This is a genomic window from Glutamicibacter sp. NPDC087661, from assembly GCF_044743275.1.
Classification (GTDB): domain Bacteria; phylum Actinomycetota; class Actinomycetes; order Actinomycetales; family Micrococcaceae; genus Glutamicibacter.
The window spans coordinates 214,840-233,162 of the sequence record NZ_JBIUWE010000004.1 but is presented as its reverse complement, the minus strand read 5'-3'; the positions used below and the strand labels follow the sequence as shown (position 1 = coordinate 233,162).

The following is an 18,323-nucleotide window of genomic DNA, read 5'->3' as shown; positions in this document are numbered from 1 at the left end:
ATCGGCGTATTCTTTTGCTACGACCACCAGCCACTTTTTCGAAGCAGGCTTGCCCATGCGCGATGAAGGACCCCCTGATCTCCCGCCGGCCCACGGCCAGAACCACGAAGTTCCGCCGCAGGGCCAGCGCTCTTTCATGCACATCCTGGTCAACACCGCCGTCGCGAACCTCACCACCAGCTACCTGTGGTTCGCGCTGACCTTCTGGGTGTACCTGGAGACCGAGAACGTCATGGCCACCGGCATCATCGGCGGCGCATTCATGCTGCTGATCTCCGTGTTCTCCATGGTTTTCGGGACGATCGTGGACAACCACCGCAAGAAATCGGTCTTCGTCTTCTCCGCGATGATCACCGCTGTGGCCTTTTCCCTGGCTGGGCTGATCTACCTCTGGCTGCCCACGAAGGACATCCTGGATATCGGCGGATGGCAGTTCTGGATCTTCTGCCTGGTCATCCTGTTCGGCGCGATCGTGGAGCAGATGCGAGGCATCGCGCTGTCCACGACGGTCACCTTGCTGATCCCGGTCGAGCGCCATGCCAACGCCAACGGGCTGGTGGGCACGGTGCAGGGCATCGCCTTCATCATCACCAGCGTGTTCTCCGGGCTGTCCATCGGACTGCTGGGGATGGGATGGACGCTGGCCATTGCCATCGTGATGGTCGTGGTCACGATGCTGCACCTTTTGGGCATCTCCATCCCGGAGGAGGAACCGGAAAAGGAGGAGGGGCGGACCAAGACCAGCGACCTGCGCCTGGGCTTCACTACAGTGATGGCCATCCCTGGCCTATTCGCGCTGATCATCTTCTCGATGTTCAACAACTTCATCGGCGGCACCTACATGGCGCTGATGGATCCCTACGGGCTGACCATCATGCCGGTCGAAGCCTGGGGCATCACCTTCGGGCTGGCATCCACCGGCTTCATCATCGGCGGCTTGGCCATCGCCAAGTTCGGTCTGGGGGCCAACCCGATCCGCACCATGCTCCTGCTGGTTGCCGTCATGGGATTCCTCGGCGCGATCTTCACCATCCGCGAATGGACGTGGCTCTATGTGCTGGGCATCTGGCTCTACATGATGCTGATCCCGGCGGTGGAAGCCTCGGAGCAAACGGTGATCCAGAAGGTGGTCACCTTCCGCCGCCAGGGCCGGGTGTTCGGCTTCGCCCAGATGATGGAAGCCGCCGCGGCGCCGATTACCGCTTTCCTGATCGCGCCGATTGCCCAGTACCTGGTCATCCCCTTCATGCGCTCGCCAGCGGGCGACGACCGATTCGGCTGGCTGGTGGGGCAAGGCCAGGCGCGCGGCATCGCCTTGATATTCCTGGCCGGCGGGCTGATCATGATTGTGGTGGCGCTGCTGGCCATGGGCACCAGCCAGTACCGCAAGCTGTCGACAATTTTCCAGGCCGAATCACCTGGAGCACCCGAGGAGGCATCACTTGCCAACAAGTCAGAAGACCCTTCCAACTGAGGCCAGCGTGGAGGAATTCATTGAGGCGGCAACCCCGGCCAAGCGCCGGGTTGACGGCCACGAACTGGACCGCATCTTCCGCGAAGCCACCGGCGAGCAGCCGGTGATGTGGGGACCGAGCATGGTGGGCTACGGAAGCTACACCTACATCTCCCCTGCCAATGCGCGCACCACGGGCATCTGGCCCAAGACCGGTTTCTCGCCGCGCAAGGCCCAGCTCTCGCTCTACGGGCTGAAGGACCTTCCCGAGGGCGCCCAGCTCTTGCCGCAGCTGGGCAAATACACCGAGGGAGCCGGTTGCGTGTACGTGAAAAAGCTGGAGGACATCGACCTGGAGGTGCTGCGGAAACTGATCTCCATCGCTGCCTCGCGGCAGGACGACCAGGCTCGATAGCCTCCAGGGGCTTAGCTCCGCCGCCTAGTTCGCCACGGCGGCCAGCCGGGCCTTCCTGAAACGCCTGAAAATTGCCCGCCCGCCTGCAACTGCACCCAGCACAATTGCCACCGCACCCGAGAATAGCGAGACGGCCATGGGAAGCTGCGGGCTGGCGGAATCCGGGAAAGCGTCAAAGAGCAGTAGCGTCCAGAAAAGGCCGGGAATCACCCCGGCGGCCAGGGCGCTGAAGCTGAACACCAGAGCGTGCAGCCAGCGCTCGGTTGCGCTTCCCAGCCATGCCATCACGCCGGCAACTGCCAGCCATGGAAGCAGCGGGAACGCCAAGGGCACCCACAAGTCGGGTTCGGACCACCATGGGGCATCCGCGATCAGCGGATCCACGATCAGCAGCAACACCGCAAAGAGGATCCCGCTGGCTGCAGCCAGCCAGCTCATTGGCCAACTGATTTTCTTGCCCATTAGCGATTGCCTGCTTGCTACTAGCGAATATCTTCCTAGGTTGGATGATACCCGCAGACTGGTGCCTCTGCGGGTATCATCCCCTGCCTTATTCGGCTTCTTCGAAGAAGGCCTCGACCTCTGAGATGCCGGCGGAGATGACCGGAACCAGGCGCTCGTCGATGCTGTAGTGCTCGCCGTCCTTGGAAATCAGACCGTAGCCGACCAAGGAATCCATGGCGATGCGGGCTTCTGGAAGCACGGCATCGTAGATCTTCGGACCGCAGTTGCGGCGCAGGCCCTCCAAGTCCCCTTCGCGGCCGGTGGATGCGGTGACCAGCAGGTTGCGCAGCACCAGGTAATGGGCTTCATCCCGCAAGGTGACATCGAAGGTCGGGTTCAGGTGCGCCTGGACGCAGCCGACAGCCATCTCGAAGAGCAGCTGCGCGCTGCCCGCTTCCTCGCCGGCAACCAGCAATTCGTAGGCGTCCGGATCCGTGCGCAACACCGATCCTTCCGACTCCACGACGGACATCCGGCCGGCGCTCCAGATGTAGTTGAAGGCTAGTGGCGCCGGGCCTTCCGGGTCGAAGGTTTCGGCATCCAGGCCAACGGCAGTCAATACCTTGGCGCGCGGCGCTTCGGCTGCTGCACTGAAGTCCTCCATGTCCACGCCTTCGGCCACTGCCTGGGCATAGGCCTTGACCTGGCTGAACAACCTGGTTTCGCGCAGCAATCCGCATAGCTCCGCGTCGCCCTCGGCAAAACCATTGAGCGTATCTTCCAGCATCTCGCGCAGGGCTTCGAGGTTCTCCGCAGGGCCCTGCCAGAGCATGCGCCGCTCGATGAAGCTGAAGTATTCCAGCCATGTGGTGAAGATCGGCTCCGGAGCCAAGGATTCCGGCAGGTTGCCCAGGTGCTCGGCCAGAGTCTCGCCGAAGACATCGATGTCCAGGTCGAACAGGTTCGAGCTGCGGGCGTTCTCGGCGTACTGGCCGGCGATCTGCCCGATGACGTCCAGCTGCATGCCCGCTGCCTGCGCCGCCTGTTCAGGCGAAAAGGCAGGAACCTGCTGCGCTACCCAAGTTGTGTAGTCCTGGCGAAGCGCATTGATCTGCTGTTCAGCCTGGATCAGGAACACGCTGCGGCCGCGCGCTGCCGCCTTGGCAGGATTTCCTGCGCCCGAGTTCTTCTTGCCTTGACGCTTTTTGCTGGCCATGAGCCGTCCTTTGGTTCCGAAATTGGTCTCTGGTTAAAGCCTACGGTGCCCGCCCGAAGCCGGGCGAATAGCGCGATGCGGCTCACCTGCGTGGAAGCATGCCCGGATGACCCCGCCGGATCGTGGACCTTTGGTGTTCAAGGTGCTCACTTGCTGTTTTCTTGTCCACTTTCATTGACCAATGGCGCTGAATCCGACAAGATGAACAGCAAAGACAGACGTAGCCTGCGACACAATGCTTTCAGCTCTGCAGAAAATCTGCGCCGTGGCCTATTAATGAACTTGGATTTCCTAGTAGTTTCGGCGGGGGCCGCTTCAGTGGTCCGCGAAGCCCCGGATCATTGGTGATTTCCGGCCATCGGCTGTCCTGGCAGATGCTACTGCGATAAGAGGGAGAAAATAATGAAGATCGCGGTTTTGATCAAAGAAGTCCCAGATACCGGAGAGGACCGCCTGCTGGATCTGGAGACCGGCCTGGCTGACCGTGCCGCTTCAGAAGTGGTGCTCGATGAAATCGGCGAGCGGACCTTGGAAGTTGCGCTGAAGCATGCTGATGCGAACCCTGGAACTGAAATCACCGTGCTGACCATGGGCCCGGATTCAGCTCAGGCCACCCTGCGCAAGGGCTTGGCCATGGGCGCTGCCAGCGCCGTGCATATCAGCGACGAGGAGCTTCTCGGCGCCGATCTGGTCCTCACCGCGCAGGTCCTGGCGGCGGCTTTGCGCCGAGGCAGCTACGATCTGGTCCTCACCGGCAACATGTCCACCGACGGCTCCGCGGGCATGCTCCCGGTCATGCTGGCCGAGCTGCTTGATCTTCCGGCGGCGACTTCGTTGTCCTCGGTAGAAATTGCCGACGGCGCGATCAGCGGATTGCGCGAGCTGGATGGCGCTGCCGCCCAGATCAGCGCTCCATTGCCAGCGGTCGCTTCGATCACCGAGGCATTGCCGGATGCCCGCTTCCCGAATTTCAAGGGCATCATGGCCGCGAAGAAGAAACCGGTCGAGTCCCTGTCCCTGGCCGATTTGGGCGTCGAGTCCCTGCCTGCGGATACTGCGCGTTCCATCATGGTTTCGGTGGCCCAGCGCCCGCCCCGCACCGCTGGAACTGTCATTGCCGATGACGGCGATGCCGGTAACGCAGTGGCCGAATTCCTCGTCAAGAACAACCTGGTGTGAGCGGAAAGAAAACCATGACTTCCTTTGCTTCTGATTCAATTCTTGTTTTCCTCGAGACCACGGCCACTGGAACGCTGGCCAAGAACCACGAGGAACTGCTCGGCGCCGCCTCTGCCGTGGGCACCCCGGTAGCGCTTGTCGCCGCTCCGGCCGGATCCCTTGATACCCTGGCGGCGCAAGCCAGCGAGTCTGGCGCCGCGCAGGTACTCACCGCCGCCGTCGATTCTCCGGTGCTGACCGCGCCGATGGCTGACGCGCTGCAGCAGGCCTTCGCGCAAATCCAGCCACAAGCCGTACTGCTGGGGCATACCCTGGCTTCGCGCGAAGTGGCCGCACGCTTCGCGGTGCGCCACCGCTTGGCGCTGAGCGTCGATGCGCTCGGTGTTTCGCGTGATGACCAGGGAATCATCGCAGCCCACTCGATCTACGGCGGCGCGTATTCGACCCACAGCGCCCCGACCTTCGGCGCGCCGGTGATCACCGTGCGCGTGGGCAGCATCGAAGAGCGTGCCCAGGCCCAACCGGCGAGCGCGATCCCGCTGGAAGCAGCCGCCAGCGGCAAGCCGGAGGTCGAGGTCAAGGAACTGAGAACGGCCGAAACGGCATCCACCCGTCCCGAGCTGCGTTCCGCGGCACGCGTGGTCTCCGGTGGCCGCGGGTTGGGCAGCGCGGAGCAGTTCGACCTGGTGCACCAGCTGGCCGATGCCTTGGGCGCTGCCGTGGGCGCGTCGCGTGCGGCGGTGGATGCCGGATACGTCGAGCATGCCGCCCAGGTGGGCCAGACCGGCGTGGCAGTTTCTCCCCAGCTGTACGTGGCACTGGGCATTTCCGGAGCCATCCAGCACAAGGCGGGCATGCAGACCGCCAAGACCATCATCGCCATCAACAAGGATGCCGATGCGCCGATCTTCGAGATCGCCGACTTCGGCGTGGTGGGGGATGTCTTCAAGGTCGTGCCCCAGCTGATTTCCGCCTTGGAAGCACGCAAGGCCTGATCGCCATGAACGCACCAAACCAATCCATCCGCCAGGGGCTGCCGCGCGTGGCCGGCGGCGATCCCTGGCCGCCAGCCGAGCTGTTCGCTCCCGCTGCAGGCGCCGCGGTCCCGGCAGGGCCTAGCGCGGTCGAGGATGCTGCAGAACCAGTTCTCGACCAGCCCGTTGGCCCGTCGGTGCCTGCGGAACCAACGCCTGGCCAAGCATCTGCTAGTTCCGCAGCCAGCGCACCGGCCGCGGAACCTGTTGCAGATCAGGGCGCGGTTGCCGGGCTTCTTCGCCAGGGCCTGCCACGGGTTGCCGGCGGCGGGCCGTGGCCGCCTGCGGGAACGCCGGTCGCCGCGAACGCTCCAGCCGCATCGCAGAACGCTTGCGCTGCACCAGCACCCGAGCCGGTTGCCGAGCTAGTTGGCGAACCGGTTGCCGAACCGGTAGCTGAATCAGCGCCGGCGGCCCCCGAACCAGTTGCCACCGCGGGTACCGCCCCGGCCACAGCGGTTTGCAGTGCCGGGGCACCAGCAGTTCGCCGTGGCCTGCCGCGCACCGCCGGTGCAGAACCGTGGCCGCCAAGTTCATTCGTGGCCGCTCCCGTTGTTGCCGCAGCTCCAGCGGCTCCAGCGCCTGCGCTCCCGCCGGCACCGGTTGCGGAAGCTGCCCAGGCCCAGGCCGCACCGGCCATCCCGCCGAGGGCAGAGGCAGCACCCGCGGATCCGGTGGGCCAGGCATCCGGCGCCGCGCTGGCCTCGGAGCCTGCGGCCGCCGAGGTGCAGGCTGCTCCTGCCCGTACCCGCATGGGTGCGCAGGAACCTGCCGCGCCAGCAGCCGCGGCAAGTAACGCGCCGGCCGCCGGGCGCGCGAGCAAGCCGGCACCCCAGGCAGCGGCGAAGAGCAAGAAAGAAGCGGCCAAGCATGGCCCGATGACGACCAAGCAGTGGGTGCTGGCTGGAATCCTTGGCGCATTCTGCGCCTTGGGCATCGCCACCGCCGTGGTGCTCGTTGCCCGCGGCATTGCCGGCATCGATGCCGTGGAGTCATTCATGGAACGCTACCCGGGTGAGTACCACCTGCCGGACTCGGCACCTCTCGGGTTCCCTGGCTGGCTGGCATGGAACCACTTCTTCAACTTCTTCCTGATGGTCCTGATCATCCGTTCTGGCATGCTGGTCAGGCACCAGAAGAAGCCGCCTGCCTATTGGTCGTCGAAGCGCAGCCCGAAGGTGAGCATCAACCTCTGGCTGCATCAGGGTCTTGACCTGCTGTGGATCATCAATGGCCTGGTGTTCCTCGTGCTGCTGTTCGCCACAGGCCACTGGATGCGCATCGTCCCGACGTCGTGGGAGGTCTTCCCCAACGCGATTTCGGCGGCCTTGCAGTACCTGACGCTGGATTGGCCCACCGAAAACGGCTGGGTGAATTACAACTCGCTGCAGCAGCTGGCCTACTTCACCACCGTGTTCATCGCGGCCCCGGTCGCGGCGATCACCGGCTTCCGGCTCAGCGCCTTCTGGCCGAAGAACATGCCAGCATTGACCGCGAAGTACCCGATCGAGGTTGCCCGCGCGCTGCACTTCCCAACCATGCTGTACTTCGCTGTGTTCATCCTCGTGCACGTGATCCTGGTGTTCTCCACCGGGGCGCTGCGCAACCTGAACCACATGTACGCGGCCCAGGGTTCCACGGATCCAGCCGCGTACGCGGATAACTGGACCGGACTGCTCTTCTTCGCGCTCTCGCTGCTCGTAATCGCCGGCGCCTGGCTGGCCTGCCGGCCAATGATCCTCGCATCCATAGCCCGGCTCTTCGGCAAGGTCAGTGCAAGGTAGGAGCAGCGATTCTTGCCTCTGGCGCAAAACTGATCGCGCATGGGGCCGATCGTCAGTAGGGTCGATAACAACGGCCTTACTGACGAATGGGGAACAACGAAAATGAGCCACCACCACGAACACCACACCAAAGAACATGATGATGTCGCCTTCTGGGAGAACCACTACGGCCAGTCCGAGCGGGTCTGGTCAGGCAAGGTCAACCAGGTCATCGAGAACCTTGTCGCCCCGCTGGCCCCCGGCACGTCGCTGGATATCGGCTGCGGGGAGGGAGGCGATGCGCTGTGGCTGGCCACCCACGGCTGGAAGGCTACCGGAGTCGACATCTCGCCCACCGCGGTGAAGCGCGCGCAGGAAGAAGCGGCCAAGCACGGCCTGGACGCGGGGCAGACTCGCTTCATCGCCTCGGATCTGGCTGCGTGGAATACCGGGGAAACCTTCGACCTGGTGACCTTGAGCTTCTTCCAGGCACCCTTTGAATTCCCTCGCGCCAGCTTCCTGCGCAAGGCAGCGACCCTGGTCGCACCCGGCGGCCACCTGCTGGCCCTGTCCCATGCATCGATGCCGTCCTTCGCCAGCAAGCCCGATCACCAGATGCCAGTGTTCCCCAGCCCCGAAGAAGAACTGGAAGCTTTGGCTCTGGATCCGGCGCAGTGGGAGGTGCTGTGCGCCGAGGTCCGCGAACGCACCATCATCGGTCCCGATGGCAATCCGGCGACCCTGGAGGATGCCGTGGTATTCGTGCAGCGCAAGGTTTAAAAAGTTCGACCCTCCAGCCCCATCGGGCTGAAGGGTCGACGACGGCCTAGATATCCCACACGGATCTAGGCCAGCTTCAGGGCCTGCGACGGGGCGTAGGCGCCTAGCGGCACCGAGTCGCGCACCACGTCGCGCAGGTTCAATGCATCACCACCCGCAGGCATAGCCGCTTGCAACTGCACGAGCACGTTGCCCAGGGCGGTGCATTCCACGGGTCCGGAAATGACCGGCACGCGCGCATGGTCTGCAGTGCGCTGGCACAGCAGCTGGCCTTGCGAGCCGCCTCCGACAATATGGATGTTCTCCAGCTCGAATCCTCCCAACCGCGCGGCTTCTGCAGCTTGGCGGGCGAAACTCTGAGCCAGCGACTCGACGACCACCCTGATCACTTCGGCAGGTGAGCACGGGCGCTGCCCGCCGGCGGCTTCCACCGCATCGCAGATGCGCTGGGCCATCTGGCCAGGAGCCAGGAACCGCTCGCTTTGAGGATCGATCAGCATCTGGGGAACAGGCAATTCCGCGGCCTCGGCAAGGAGCTGCTCCAAGCTGGTTTCTTCCCTTCCGGCGGCTTCCGCGTCGTCGTTCCATTGGCGGATCGACTCGCTGAGCAGAAAGGTTCCGGCGACGTTCTTCAGGAACCGGACACTGGAATCCAGCCCCAGCTCGTTGGTGAATCCCGCTTGATGCGCTTGCTCGGTGAGTACCGGGCGGTCCAGCTCCACACCAACCAATCCCCACGTTCCGCAAGAGATATAGGCGGATTTCCCGCTGGAGAGCGGGGTCGCAACCACTGCGCTGGCCGTGTCGTGGGAAGCGACCGCCACTACCTGGACTTCGTGGCTGGCACCGAATTCCGCAGCCAGCTCGGGCAGCAGGGCGCCCACCGGCTGGCCAGGGTGCACAAGCTGCGCGAGCTTTCCCGAAAGCCCCAGTTCAGCAACCAGATCCTCGTCCCATGTACCGGTGCTGTGGTTCAGCAACCCGGTGGTGGAAGCGTTCGTCCACTCGCTGCGCCGCTGCCCTGTGAGCATCCAGTTGAAATAGTCGGGAACCAGCAGCAGCGCCTCGGCGTCCGCCAACCGGTTTTCCAACTTCTCGGCTTGCAGCTGGTACACGGTGTTGAACGGAAGGAATTGCAGCCCATTGCGTGCAAACAACTCGCGCCGGCTGAATTTCTGTTCCAGCGCAGCAACCGCGCGCTCATTGCGCGGATCCCGGTAATGCCGCACTTCTCCCAGGCGCTTGCCGTCCTTGAGCAACGCATAGTCCACCGCCCAGGAGTCCACCCCGATGCTGGCGATATCCCCGCGCTGCGCGAAAGCCAGCGAGAGGCCGTGGCGAATTTGCGCCCAGAGCTCATCGATATCCCAGGCCAGCGCTTCTTGCCGCGCCCCTGGTTCCAGGCTCGACAGCGGAACCGGTCCGTTGGCGAAACGGTGGACGGCAGTGAGCTGGAGCTTCCCGTCCACCATCTGGCCGATCATGACACGTCCGCTGGTGGCGCCGAGGTCGATAGCTGCGACCGGCGCGCTCTCTGCTTGCTTGCTCATCGCAGGAAGGCTGCCGCCACTCCGGAATCCACCGGAATGTGCAATCCGGTGGTCCGGGTCAGTTCCGGCCCGGTCAGCACGAACACGGCATCGGCAATGTTCTCCGGGATGACCTCGCGCTTCAGGATCGTGCGGTTTGCGTAGAACTGCCCCAGATCCTCCTCTGCCACGCCATAGGTCGCCGCACGCTGGGCACCCCAGCCGGAGGCGAAGATCCCGGAGCCGCGCACTACGCCATCGGGGTTGATGCCGTTCACGCGCACGCCATGCTCGCCCAATTCTACGGCCAGCAAGCGCACCTGATGCGCCTGGTCGGCCTTCGTGGCCGAGTAGGCAATATTGTTCGGACCTGCGAAGACCGAGTTCTTGGAGGAAATGTAGATGATATCACCGCCGAGCTTCTGCTCGATCAGCACCTTGGCCGCGGCCTTGGAAACCAGGAACGATCCCTTGGCCATCACATCATGCTGCAGGTCCCAGTCGGCCTCGGTGGTTTCCAGCAAGGGCTTTGAAAGCGAGAGGCCCGCGTTGTTCACCACCAGGTCCAATCCGCCAAATGCCAGCACCGCCTCATCGATGGCACGTTGCACGGCGTGCGCATCGGCCACGTTGGCGGCGACGCCAACGGCCACATCTGCTGTACCCAGCTCCGCCGCGGCGGCCTGCGCCTTGTCCAGGTCCAGGTCTGCGATGACCACGCAGGCTCCCTCGGCTGCCAGCCGCTGCGCCACGGCCTTGCCGATGCCCGACGCGGCACCGGTGACCAGGGCGATGCGCCCGGCATGGGATTTGGGCTTGGGCATGCGCTGCAGCTTGGCTTCCTCCAGCGCCCAGTATTCGATGCGGAACTTCTCGGCATCGGAAATCGGCGTATAGCTGGAGACCGCTTCGGCGCCGCGCATGACGTTGATGGCATTGAGGTAGAACTCGCCAGCGACCCGTGCGGTCTGCTTATTCGCCCCATAGGAGAACATGCCGACGCCCGGGACCAGCACGATCAGCGGGTCGGCCCCGCGCATCGCCGGAGAGTCCAGGTCCTTGTGGGCCTCGTAGTAGGCCTGGTAGTCAGCACGGTACTGCGCATGCAGTTCTTCCAGGCGAGCGATCTGCTCCGATACGCCTGCGGTAGCGGGAAGATCCAGCACCATCGGCTTGATCTTGGTGCGCAGGAAGTGGTCCGGGCAGCTGGTGCCCAGGGCCGCCAGCTGCGCCAGCTTCTGGCGCGAGAGGAAATCCAGGACTCGCTGGTCATCGCTGAAGTGCCCCACCATGGGCTTGTCGGTGCTGGCCAGGCCGCGGATGCTCGGGGCCAATGCGGCGGCGCGGGTCCGGCGCTCCTCCTCGTCCAGCGGCTCGAATCCGGGAACCACAGGACCGAAGGGCTCCGGTGCGCCGTGCTCGTCAAGGTAGGCAGCGGCGGTGTCGATGATCCACAGCGAGTTGGACTCGGATTCCTGGGAGGTATCTCCCCAGGCGGTGATGCCATGGCCGCCGAGGATGCAGCCCACGGCCTGCGGATTGGCGTCCTTGATCGCGGCAATATCCAGTCCCAGCTGGAATCCGGGGCGGCGCCAGTCAACCCAAGCCACCTTGTCGCCGAAGATCCTTGCGGTCAGCTCCCGGCCGTCCTTGGCAGTGGCAATGGCAATGCCGGAGTCCGGGTGCAAGTGGTCGACGTGGTTTGCGTTGACCAGCCCATGCATTGCGGTATCAATGGATGGCGCGGCGCCTCCCTTGCCGTGCAGGCAGTAATCGAAGGCCTCGACCATCTCGTCTTCGCGCTCCACGCCCGGGTAGGCGTCCACCAGCGAGCGCATGCGGTCCAGGCGCAGGGTCGACAGCCCCTTTTCGGTCAACGTGCCGAGGTCCCCGCCCGATCCCTTGACCCAGAGCAGCTCAATTTGCTCACCGGTGACCGGGTCTTTCGCGGTGCCCTTGGCCGAGGTGTTTCCACCGGCGTAGTTGGTGTTCTTCTTGTCTGCACCCAACCGGTTGGATCGTTGAATCAGTTCCTGTGCGGTGGTGCGTGTCGCGATGGTGTTGCTCATGGTGTTCTTGTCTTCCGACTCGTTAATGTGCATGGGGGCAGTGGTTCTCAGGCGTCGACTTTGGTGGCCCTGGTTTCATATCCATAGCGCTCCAGTTCGATCTCTTCCAGCGACTTGCCTCGCGTTTCCGGCGCCCAAATGGTGCCGATCAGCAACGCGACGACCAGCAGGCCGATGATCAGGAGGCCAAGCTTTTCCAAGCCCAGGTTGGTGAGCAGTACCGGGAACACCAACGAGAGCAGGCCGACAAGCACCCGGGCAAGCATGAACAGCACGCCCTGTGCACTGGCGCGGTAGCGCGTGGCGAAGAGCTCCGCGGTCCATAGCCCGTAGAAAGCCTGCGCGCCGATACCCGCCGAGATGCCCCAGGCCACTGCGTAGAACAGCAGGGAGAAGGCACCTGGAGGAGCGAAGATCAGCACGGTCCAGGCCGCAACACCCAGCAGGGCGCCACCGAAGTAGAGCCAACGCCGCGAGACCTGGTCTCCGTATTTCATGAATCCGAAATAGGTTGCGGCGGCGGTCAGCACCCAGACCAGCACCTGGAGCAGGTTCTGCTGGGTAGCGGATTCAACGCCAGCGGCAGCATAGACGCGAGGCTGGAAAATGCCAGCCTGCCCTGCCACGGTATTCCATAGCCCATAGACGCCGAGCAGGAAGAAGAGCGCGCTCCAGTTGCGGCGGTCGGCCAGCAGCCCGCGCATGCCGGAGAAGAACGAGGCTTTCACGCCAGCAGCCGTTTCCGCGGCACGTTGCTCCTTCCACCTCCTGGACTCGGGCAATCCGCGGCGGACCCACCAAGTGACAGCGGCGATCAGGAAAAGATGGAAGAAGATTGCCCGGGAGCCGTTCACGCCCCAAGGCTCAACCAGGATCGCCAGCGCGAAACCGATGGCTGGGCCAATCGACCACGCCAGCTGAGCGGTGCCCACGTGCGCAGCACGCGATTCCTGCGGAGCCTCCTCGGCAATGTAGGTCCAGGAGGCTGGAACGCCTGCGCCCACGGCAATGCCCATGAGGACCACGCCGATGATCAGCAGGCTCGTACCGGAGGAGAAGGTGATCATCAGGGCGCCGACCATGAACACGATCAGGTCGTAGGTATAGATGAACTTGCGGCCCAGACGGTCGCAGAGCGGTCCGCCGATCAGTGCACCCAGGGCCGCGCCGAACGCGTTGGCCGACACGGCAGCGATGACACCGACCAGCGCGTCGTCGAATCCGAACGCGCCCTGCCACAGGCTGAGGCTGGTGGCCAGCGCAATGATGGCTCCGGCTTCTATGTAATTGCTCATGGCTACGGCAATGGTGGCTTTCCACCCGGAGATGCCGCGCTTCTTTGCTGCGGTGTTCATGATCAGGCTCCCCATCCTGCTTGCACGCCACCAGCGCGCGATGCTTCGATTCGGCTCTGGTAATCGGAGGCGCGGAAGGCCTGCATCGGATCGGCTGGCAGGCCGCGCGTTGCGCGCCATGCTTCCAGGTCGGCCCGCACGTCGGTGTAGAAGGCATCCATGAAGATCTCGTTGGCGGCCAGGACATCACCGGAAATCTGTGCTTCAGTCAGCGCTACGCGGTCGATCAGCAACGCCCGGGCCGTCATTTCCTGCACGTTCTGGACGCTTCTGATCTGGCCCAGGATCTTGTTCTCCACGTTGTGGCACTGATCGAGCATGAAGGCCACAGGCGTGTCCTGGTCCAGTCCGCCACCGCGGATCACCTCGGCCATGATGCGGAACAGCTGATACGGGTCTGCCGAGCCAACGATCAAGTCGTCATCCGCGTAGAAGCGGGAATTGAAGTCGAAGGATCCGAGCTTGCCAAGCCGCAGCAGCTGCATCACGATGAACTCGATATTGGTGCCTGGCGCATGGTGCCCGGTGTCCAGGCAAACCATGGCCCGATCCCCCAAGGCCGCAACCTGGGCATAGGACGTTCCCCAGTCGGGCACGTCGGTGTGGTAAAAGGACGGTTCGAAGAACTTGTACTCCAGCACCAGGCGCTGGTCTCCGGAAAGCCGCGCATATATTTCGGCCAGCGAATCGCCTAGCCGGTCCTGGCGCCCGCGCATATCCGCTTGGCCTGGATAGTTCGAGCCCTCTGCCAGCCAGATTTTCAGGTCCTGGCTTCCGGTGGCATCCATTACGTCGATGCATTCGAGGTGGTGGTCGATTGCCTTGCGGCGGATCTTCGGATCCTCATGGGTCAAGGCGCCGAACTTGTAATCGTCATCCTGGAAGGTATTCGAATTGATGGTTCCGAGGCTGACGCCCAGGCCTTCTGCATGCTCGCGCAGCACGGTGAAGTCCTCGACCTTGTCCCACGGAATGTGCAGGGCCACCGAGGGAGCCAGTCCGGTCAATCGGTTGACTTCAGCCGCATCGGCGATTTTTTCGAAGGGATCGCGCGGGGTCCCGGGGGTCGAATAGACCTTGAAGCGAGTGCCCGAATTTCCATAGGCCCAGGAAGGGACTTCGATGGCAAGGCGGTCAAGGATTTGCAGGTGCTCAGGGCTCAGCTTCGAGCTCATGGAACTCTCCATTTCTAGTAATTCTGCGGGCTACTACTGCTGGGATGCGGCAAGTGCGGCCAGCTGGTTTTCGAGATTGAAGACCTCGCGCAGACGCGGCGCTTGCTGATCTGGCCGGCCGCCCAGGCTGAGGAAGAATCGGCTCATTTCCGCTTCCCACGCTGCGGTGCGCGGGTCGGAGTCCAAGGCGGCCTGGGCAGCGCTGTCGTCATCGGTTTCGTAATAGCCGATCAGCAACCCGTCCTCGCGCAGAAAGAGTGAGTAGTTGCGACGCCCGGCTTCTTCGATGGCTTGGAGCATCTGCGGCCACACTTCCCGGTGGCGCGACACATACTCGTCGATCAGGTCGGGATTGACCTGCAATTGAAAGCAAACTCGCATCGTACTACTCTTCCGGAGCGCTGGAACTGGGTGGGCAAAACTGTGCGATCCGATTCGCTTTGCACAAAAATGAATCGTTTCAATCGCTTCGAAATTCGAGTGTAGAGCAGGTCACACTTGAATTGCAAGCGGTCGGTCGATCGAATGCCGCATTCTTTTGAATCCTTTCAAAAAGCTGTCGGGATTCCAGTTCCCATCCGTGCGCCAGTTATACTCGCAGAAGAACAACTCACCGAAGAACAGGAAAGCTCTGTGGCCGTCAGCGTCAAGGAAGTTGCCGCCGAGGCGGGCGTTTCCGTAGGCACCGTCTCCAACGTGCTCAACCGGCCCCAGGTTGTTTCCGAACACACCGTTTCCAAGGTCACCGCAGCCATCGAGAAGCTCGGCTTTGTCCGCAACGATGCGGCCAGGCAACTGCGTGCCGGCCGCAGCCGGAGCTTCGGGCTCGTCGTCCTCGATGCACGCAACCCGTTCTTCATGGACGTCACCCAGGGCGCCCAGCATCGTGCCCTGGACAACGGCTACACCGTGCTGATGGGAGCCAGCGACAATTCCCTGAGCACCGAACAGCAACTGCTGGATCTCTTCGAAGAGCAACGCGTCGCCGGAGTACTCATCTCCCCCTTGCACAGCGACTTGAGCCGGCTCTGGCGGATCCGCGAAGCGGGCACGCCAGTGGTGCTGGTGGACCGCGGAAGTGGCGACCGCAGCTTTTCATCGGTCTCCGTGGACGATGTGGAAGGCGGAAGAATTGCCGTACGGCACCTGCTGGACATTGGCAGAAAGCGGATCACCTTCGTCGGCGGACCGCAGAGCATCGAACAGGTCCAGCACCGATTAACGGGAGCCCAATCGGTATTGGCCCAAGCCCCGGATGCCGTGCTGGAGCACATGCCTACCAAGAACCTGACTGTGATGGAAGGACGGGCAGCCGGAGAGCGTATTCTTGCCATGGATCCTGCACAGCGCCCCGACGGGATCTTTGCGGCCAACGACCTGCTCGCGTTGGGCATACTGCAGGCCCTGGTGATGTCCGGCGAACTCAGTGTTCCCGAGGATATTGCTCTGGTGGGATACGACAATATCGACTTCGCCGAGTCGGCCGTCATCCCGATTACCACCGTGCGCCAGCCAGCAGAAGAAATCGGGCGAACCGCTGTCGACGTCTTGCTGCGCGAAGCAGAAGCGGGCGATCAAGCGGTCCGCGAGCAATTCGTTTTCACTCCCAAGCTCGTTATCCGTGCATCGACTGTGGCCCCGAGCCAAGCGCGCTGACGTTTACCTTAGGGGTTCCTGAAAAGCGGGTTCTGCAGCTTCTGATGCCCAGCGGTTCTTGCTAGGTTGGCATTCCAAGCAACGAGAGGGATGGATTTATGAGCGAGAACAACCCTGAAGCCCGACTGCACAAGGCAGAGGCCGAAGAGCCCGATACCATTTCCGACCCTGCTTTGAATGATGAAGTTGGCCAGGACTGGACCGATGAAGGCGGAGCGACGCCGCATGGAGCCGCGCTAGACGACGACTAGGCCAGAGGGCCAACCAGCCGAAAACCAAAAATGCCCGTGGGTTGCCAAGTTTGAAAGTTTGGCAACCCACGAGCATTTTCACTGGCTTGAATCAGCCGCCTAGAACTCGAACTCCAGGTGGGCATTGACTTCGTCCTTGTTGAAATACGCCGGATCGATCTCGTATTCCTCTTCGTAACCGAAGTTCGAAAGCCAGTCTTGCACTTCCTCGTACTCCGGGTCCGTCGGATCATCGAGAATATCCAGCTTGGCTTCCCAGCCACCGATCCCGCCGCTGTCCTCCATCGGAGCCATGCGCCGGCCGCCGGTGCATCGCGGCAGCTGGCCGCCATCGGCATCCAGGATCTTCTCGACGTCGATGCGCACTTCCCAGTTGTCCCCGAAGTCGTACAGGTAATCCAGGCGGTCTTTTTCCTTCTGCAGCAACGAGGAAACCAGGGTTTCCGCTTCGTTCTTCTGGTAGTCCATGTCGTCAATCTCTGGACCATATGAAGTGCCGCCGAAGCCACCCTCGTAGAAGCTGTGCAGGTGCCCGTCGTACCAGTCGAAGCTCGCTTGGATGATGTCGTGCAGGTCGCCAAGGTTCAGGTCCATGGGCACCAGCACGCGACGCCAGATCGGCGGCTTGGCGTCCTTGAGGGTCAGCTTCAGCTGCAGCACCTTGCCGGTATACGGTGTTTCGCGCTTCAGGCGTTTCGGCTCGTCATCGTCCGGCCCGAACATCGCGTCGAGATCGGTGTCGTCGAATTCATCCTCATCGAGCAGGTCCTGTTCAACGTCGGTAATCGCCAGGCGGACGATAGTGGGCACCGAGTACGCTTCGCCATCTTCGATAAGGCCAAGTACGCGCAGTTCATGCATGCGCACATGCGCGGTTTCCCATACCTTTGGCGACCATTGATCATCTCGCGGGTCAGCCACGCGATGCGGGTTGCCTTCGATCCCCTCGACGATCCAGAACGCTGCCAGCCCCCAGGCTTCAAGGCTGGCGTCATCGCCGCCTTCCGGCTTTTCCAGCAACGAGTCCAGGCAGGCCTGGATGAAGTAGAAGTTCGGCTCGAAGGAGTCGGCGTCTTCATGCTGCATGATGTCTTCGTACGTCACGCCGCGCTCCGGCTTGCCCTGTTCGGGCAGCTTGATGGCGCTGACCGATTCCAGTGCCGAGAGCACGACCGCAACCATCAGGCCCCTGCGCGATTCGTGGACTTCCGGAGGCAGCTGGTCGGCGAGCGCTATTGCGGCCGTTTCCAAGAATTCAGACGCCGGCAAGCTGGCCCACAGATTCTTGCCCTCGGTGAGGGTCCAAGCCAAGAAGGCACGGCCCAGCTTGCTGATCGGCATGGCGGCGATTTCAGCCAGGGCCGCTTGAGAGGCCTCGTCAGATGCCATGATCTCGTCAATTTCATCGTTTTCATCGATGCCGTCATCACCGGCGAATGGATCCTGGGCTTCCAGCGACTTCCGGAACCACTCCAGGCTTTCGGCCTCGCGCTCCCACAGACCGGCATCGCGCAAGAACTCGACGTAATCCGCCCAGGCCATATAGATCATGGTTCCCAGCCCATTATCGGCGGCATCGGGATTCTCGGCCTCTTCGAATTCAATCATCGAGCTGAGCACTGCCAGCAGTTTGGGCGGATCAAAATCGGTAACCTTGTCCAGGCCGACGACTTCGGCGTAGATGCCCAGGGTTTCGCGCACTGCGGCAAGGACCATCAGGGCCAGTTCTGGGTCATCGCGGTTCTCGGAGAACCAGCGTACGAACTGCGGCGTGAGCGCGTCCAGGCCGCGCCCCACCTTCACCCGGTCCAGGGAGACGACGCCCTCTTGCAGGCGTGCCGGATGCCCCTGCTTGGGCTTCTGCTTCTTCTTTTTCTTCGCCATCGGACTGCTTTCCTGGTCGTTTGCTTCTCCCCCTAGGCTACGTGGCTGCTGGTTCCTGAAGAAGCATGCCTGGCACGTGTTCTGCTGGACAGCTTCCTGCCGTCGCAGCCAGGCACCGCC

The 18,323-nt window shown here is 62.9% G+C and carries 16 protein-coding genes; 8 read left to right on the top strand and 8 right to left on the bottom strand.

The window, feature by feature from the left end; all coding sequences use genetic code 11:
- Positions 1-55 precede the first annotated feature (55 nt).
- A complete protein-coding gene (locus ACIOTN_RS12530; protein ID WP_402735440.1) occupies positions 56-1,474 on the top strand; it encodes an MFS transporter in 1,419 nt (472 codons plus the stop codon).
- Positions 1,443-1,868, top strand: a complete 426-nt coding sequence (locus tag ACIOTN_RS12525) for a DUF1801 domain-containing protein (RefSeq protein WP_105656492.1) — start codon at positions 1,443-1,445, stop codon at positions 1,866-1,868. The genes ACIOTN_RS12530 and ACIOTN_RS12525 overlap by 32 nt, the downstream gene beginning before the upstream one ends.
- Positions 1,869-1,892: 24 nt before the next feature.
- Here the strand turns inward: ACIOTN_RS12525 and ACIOTN_RS12520 are convergent, their stop codons facing one another.
- A complete protein-coding gene (locus tag ACIOTN_RS12520) occupies positions 1,893-2,330 on the bottom strand; it encodes a hypothetical protein (protein WP_105662264.1) in 438 nt (145 codons plus the stop codon).
- A gap of 88 nt (positions 2,331-2,418) precedes the next feature.
- Positions 2,419-3,528 (bottom strand): hypothetical protein, encoded by a 1,110-nt coding sequence (locus tag ACIOTN_RS12515; protein ID WP_402735439.1) that lies wholly within the window; start codon positions 3,526-3,528, stop codon positions 2,419-2,421.
- A gap of 402 nt (positions 3,529-3,930) precedes the next feature.
- On the opposite strand from ACIOTN_RS12515, the gene ACIOTN_RS12510 reads away from it, so the two are divergent.
- From ACIOTN_RS12510 to ACIOTN_RS12495, 4 genes are all read left to right on the top strand, one after another.
- The gene (locus ACIOTN_RS12510; RefSeq protein ID WP_105656495.1) at positions 3,931-4,707 is read left to right on the top strand and encodes an electron transfer flavoprotein subunit beta/FixA family protein; all 777 of its coding nucleotides are present in this window, start codon (positions 3,931-3,933) and stop codon (positions 4,705-4,707) included.
- A 14-nt stretch (positions 4,708-4,721) separates the two neighbouring features.
- Positions 4,722-5,702, top strand: coding sequence for an electron transfer flavoprotein subunit alpha/FixB family protein (locus tag ACIOTN_RS12505; RefSeq protein WP_402735438.1), 981 nt, complete (start codon positions 4,722-4,724; stop codon positions 5,700-5,702).
- A 5-nt stretch (positions 5,703-5,707) separates the two neighbouring features.
- Positions 5,708-7,525 carry a cytochrome b/b6 domain-containing protein gene (locus ACIOTN_RS12500; RefSeq protein WP_402735437.1) on the top strand — a complete coding sequence of 606 codons (1,818 nt, stop codon included), beginning with the start codon at positions 5,708-5,710 and terminating at the stop codon, positions 7,523-7,525.
- A gap of 102 nt (positions 7,526-7,627) precedes the next feature.
- Positions 7,628-8,284 carry a bifunctional 2-polyprenyl-6-hydroxyphenol methylase/3-demethylubiquinol 3-O-methyltransferase UbiG gene (locus tag ACIOTN_RS12495; RefSeq protein WP_105656498.1) on the top strand — a complete coding sequence of 219 codons (657 nt, stop codon included), beginning with the start codon at positions 7,628-7,630 and terminating at the stop codon, positions 8,282-8,284.
- A gap of 65 nt (positions 8,285-8,349) precedes the next feature.
- Here ACIOTN_RS12495 and ACIOTN_RS12490 read toward each other — a convergent pair whose 3' ends face one another.
- The 5 genes from ACIOTN_RS12490 to ACIOTN_RS12470 are packed head-to-tail and all read right to left on the bottom strand — an operon-like array spanning position 8,350 to position 14,793.
- The gene (locus ACIOTN_RS12490; protein ID WP_402735436.1) at positions 8,350-9,834 is read right to left on the bottom strand and encodes a rhamnulokinase family protein; all 1,485 of its coding nucleotides are present in this window, start codon (positions 9,832-9,834) and stop codon (positions 8,350-8,352) included.
- Complete coding sequence (locus ACIOTN_RS12485) at positions 9,831-11,882, bottom strand: bifunctional aldolase/short-chain dehydrogenase (RefSeq protein WP_402735495.1); 2,052 nt, start codon at positions 11,880-11,882, stop codon at positions 9,831-9,833. Before ACIOTN_RS12485 ends, ACIOTN_RS12490 begins: the two co-directional genes overlap by 4 nt.
- A 47-nt stretch (positions 11,883-11,929) precedes the next feature.
- Positions 11,930-13,237 (bottom strand): MFS transporter, encoded by a 1,308-nt coding sequence (locus tag ACIOTN_RS12480; RefSeq protein ID WP_208294243.1) that lies wholly within the window; start codon positions 13,235-13,237, stop codon positions 11,930-11,932.
- A gap of 2 nt (positions 13,238-13,239) precedes the next feature.
- Positions 13,240-14,412: an L-rhamnose isomerase gene (gene rhaI, locus ACIOTN_RS12475; protein ID WP_400341774.1), complete on the bottom strand. Its 1,173-nt coding sequence runs from the start codon at positions 14,410-14,412 to the stop codon at positions 13,240-13,242.
- Between the two features lie 33 nt (positions 14,413-14,445).
- The gene (locus tag ACIOTN_RS12470) at positions 14,446-14,793 is read right to left on the bottom strand and encodes an L-rhamnose mutarotase (RefSeq protein ID WP_105656501.1); all 348 of its coding nucleotides are present in this window, start codon (positions 14,791-14,793) and stop codon (positions 14,446-14,448) included.
- Between the two features lie 252 nt (positions 14,794-15,045).
- Here ACIOTN_RS12470 and ACIOTN_RS12465 point away from each other — a divergent pair, with 252 nt between their 5' ends.
- Positions 15,046-16,068, top strand: a complete 1,023-nt coding sequence (locus tag ACIOTN_RS12465) for a LacI family DNA-binding transcriptional regulator (RefSeq protein ID WP_402735435.1) — start codon at positions 15,046-15,048, stop codon at positions 16,066-16,068.
- Between the two features lie 98 nt (positions 16,069-16,166).
- On the top strand, positions 16,167-16,319 hold the full coding sequence (locus ACIOTN_RS12460) for a hypothetical protein (protein WP_166650735.1): 153 nt from the start codon (positions 16,167-16,169) through the stop codon (positions 16,317-16,319).
- Positions 16,320-16,418: 99 nt separating this feature from the next.
- Here ACIOTN_RS12460 and ACIOTN_RS12455 read toward each other — a convergent pair whose 3' ends face one another.
- The gene (locus ACIOTN_RS12455) at positions 16,419-18,203 is read right to left on the bottom strand and encodes a plasmid pRiA4b ORF-3 family protein (RefSeq protein ID WP_332486409.1); all 1,785 of its coding nucleotides are present in this window, start codon (positions 18,201-18,203) and stop codon (positions 16,419-16,421) included.
- Between the last annotated feature and the right edge of the window lie 120 nt (positions 18,204-18,323).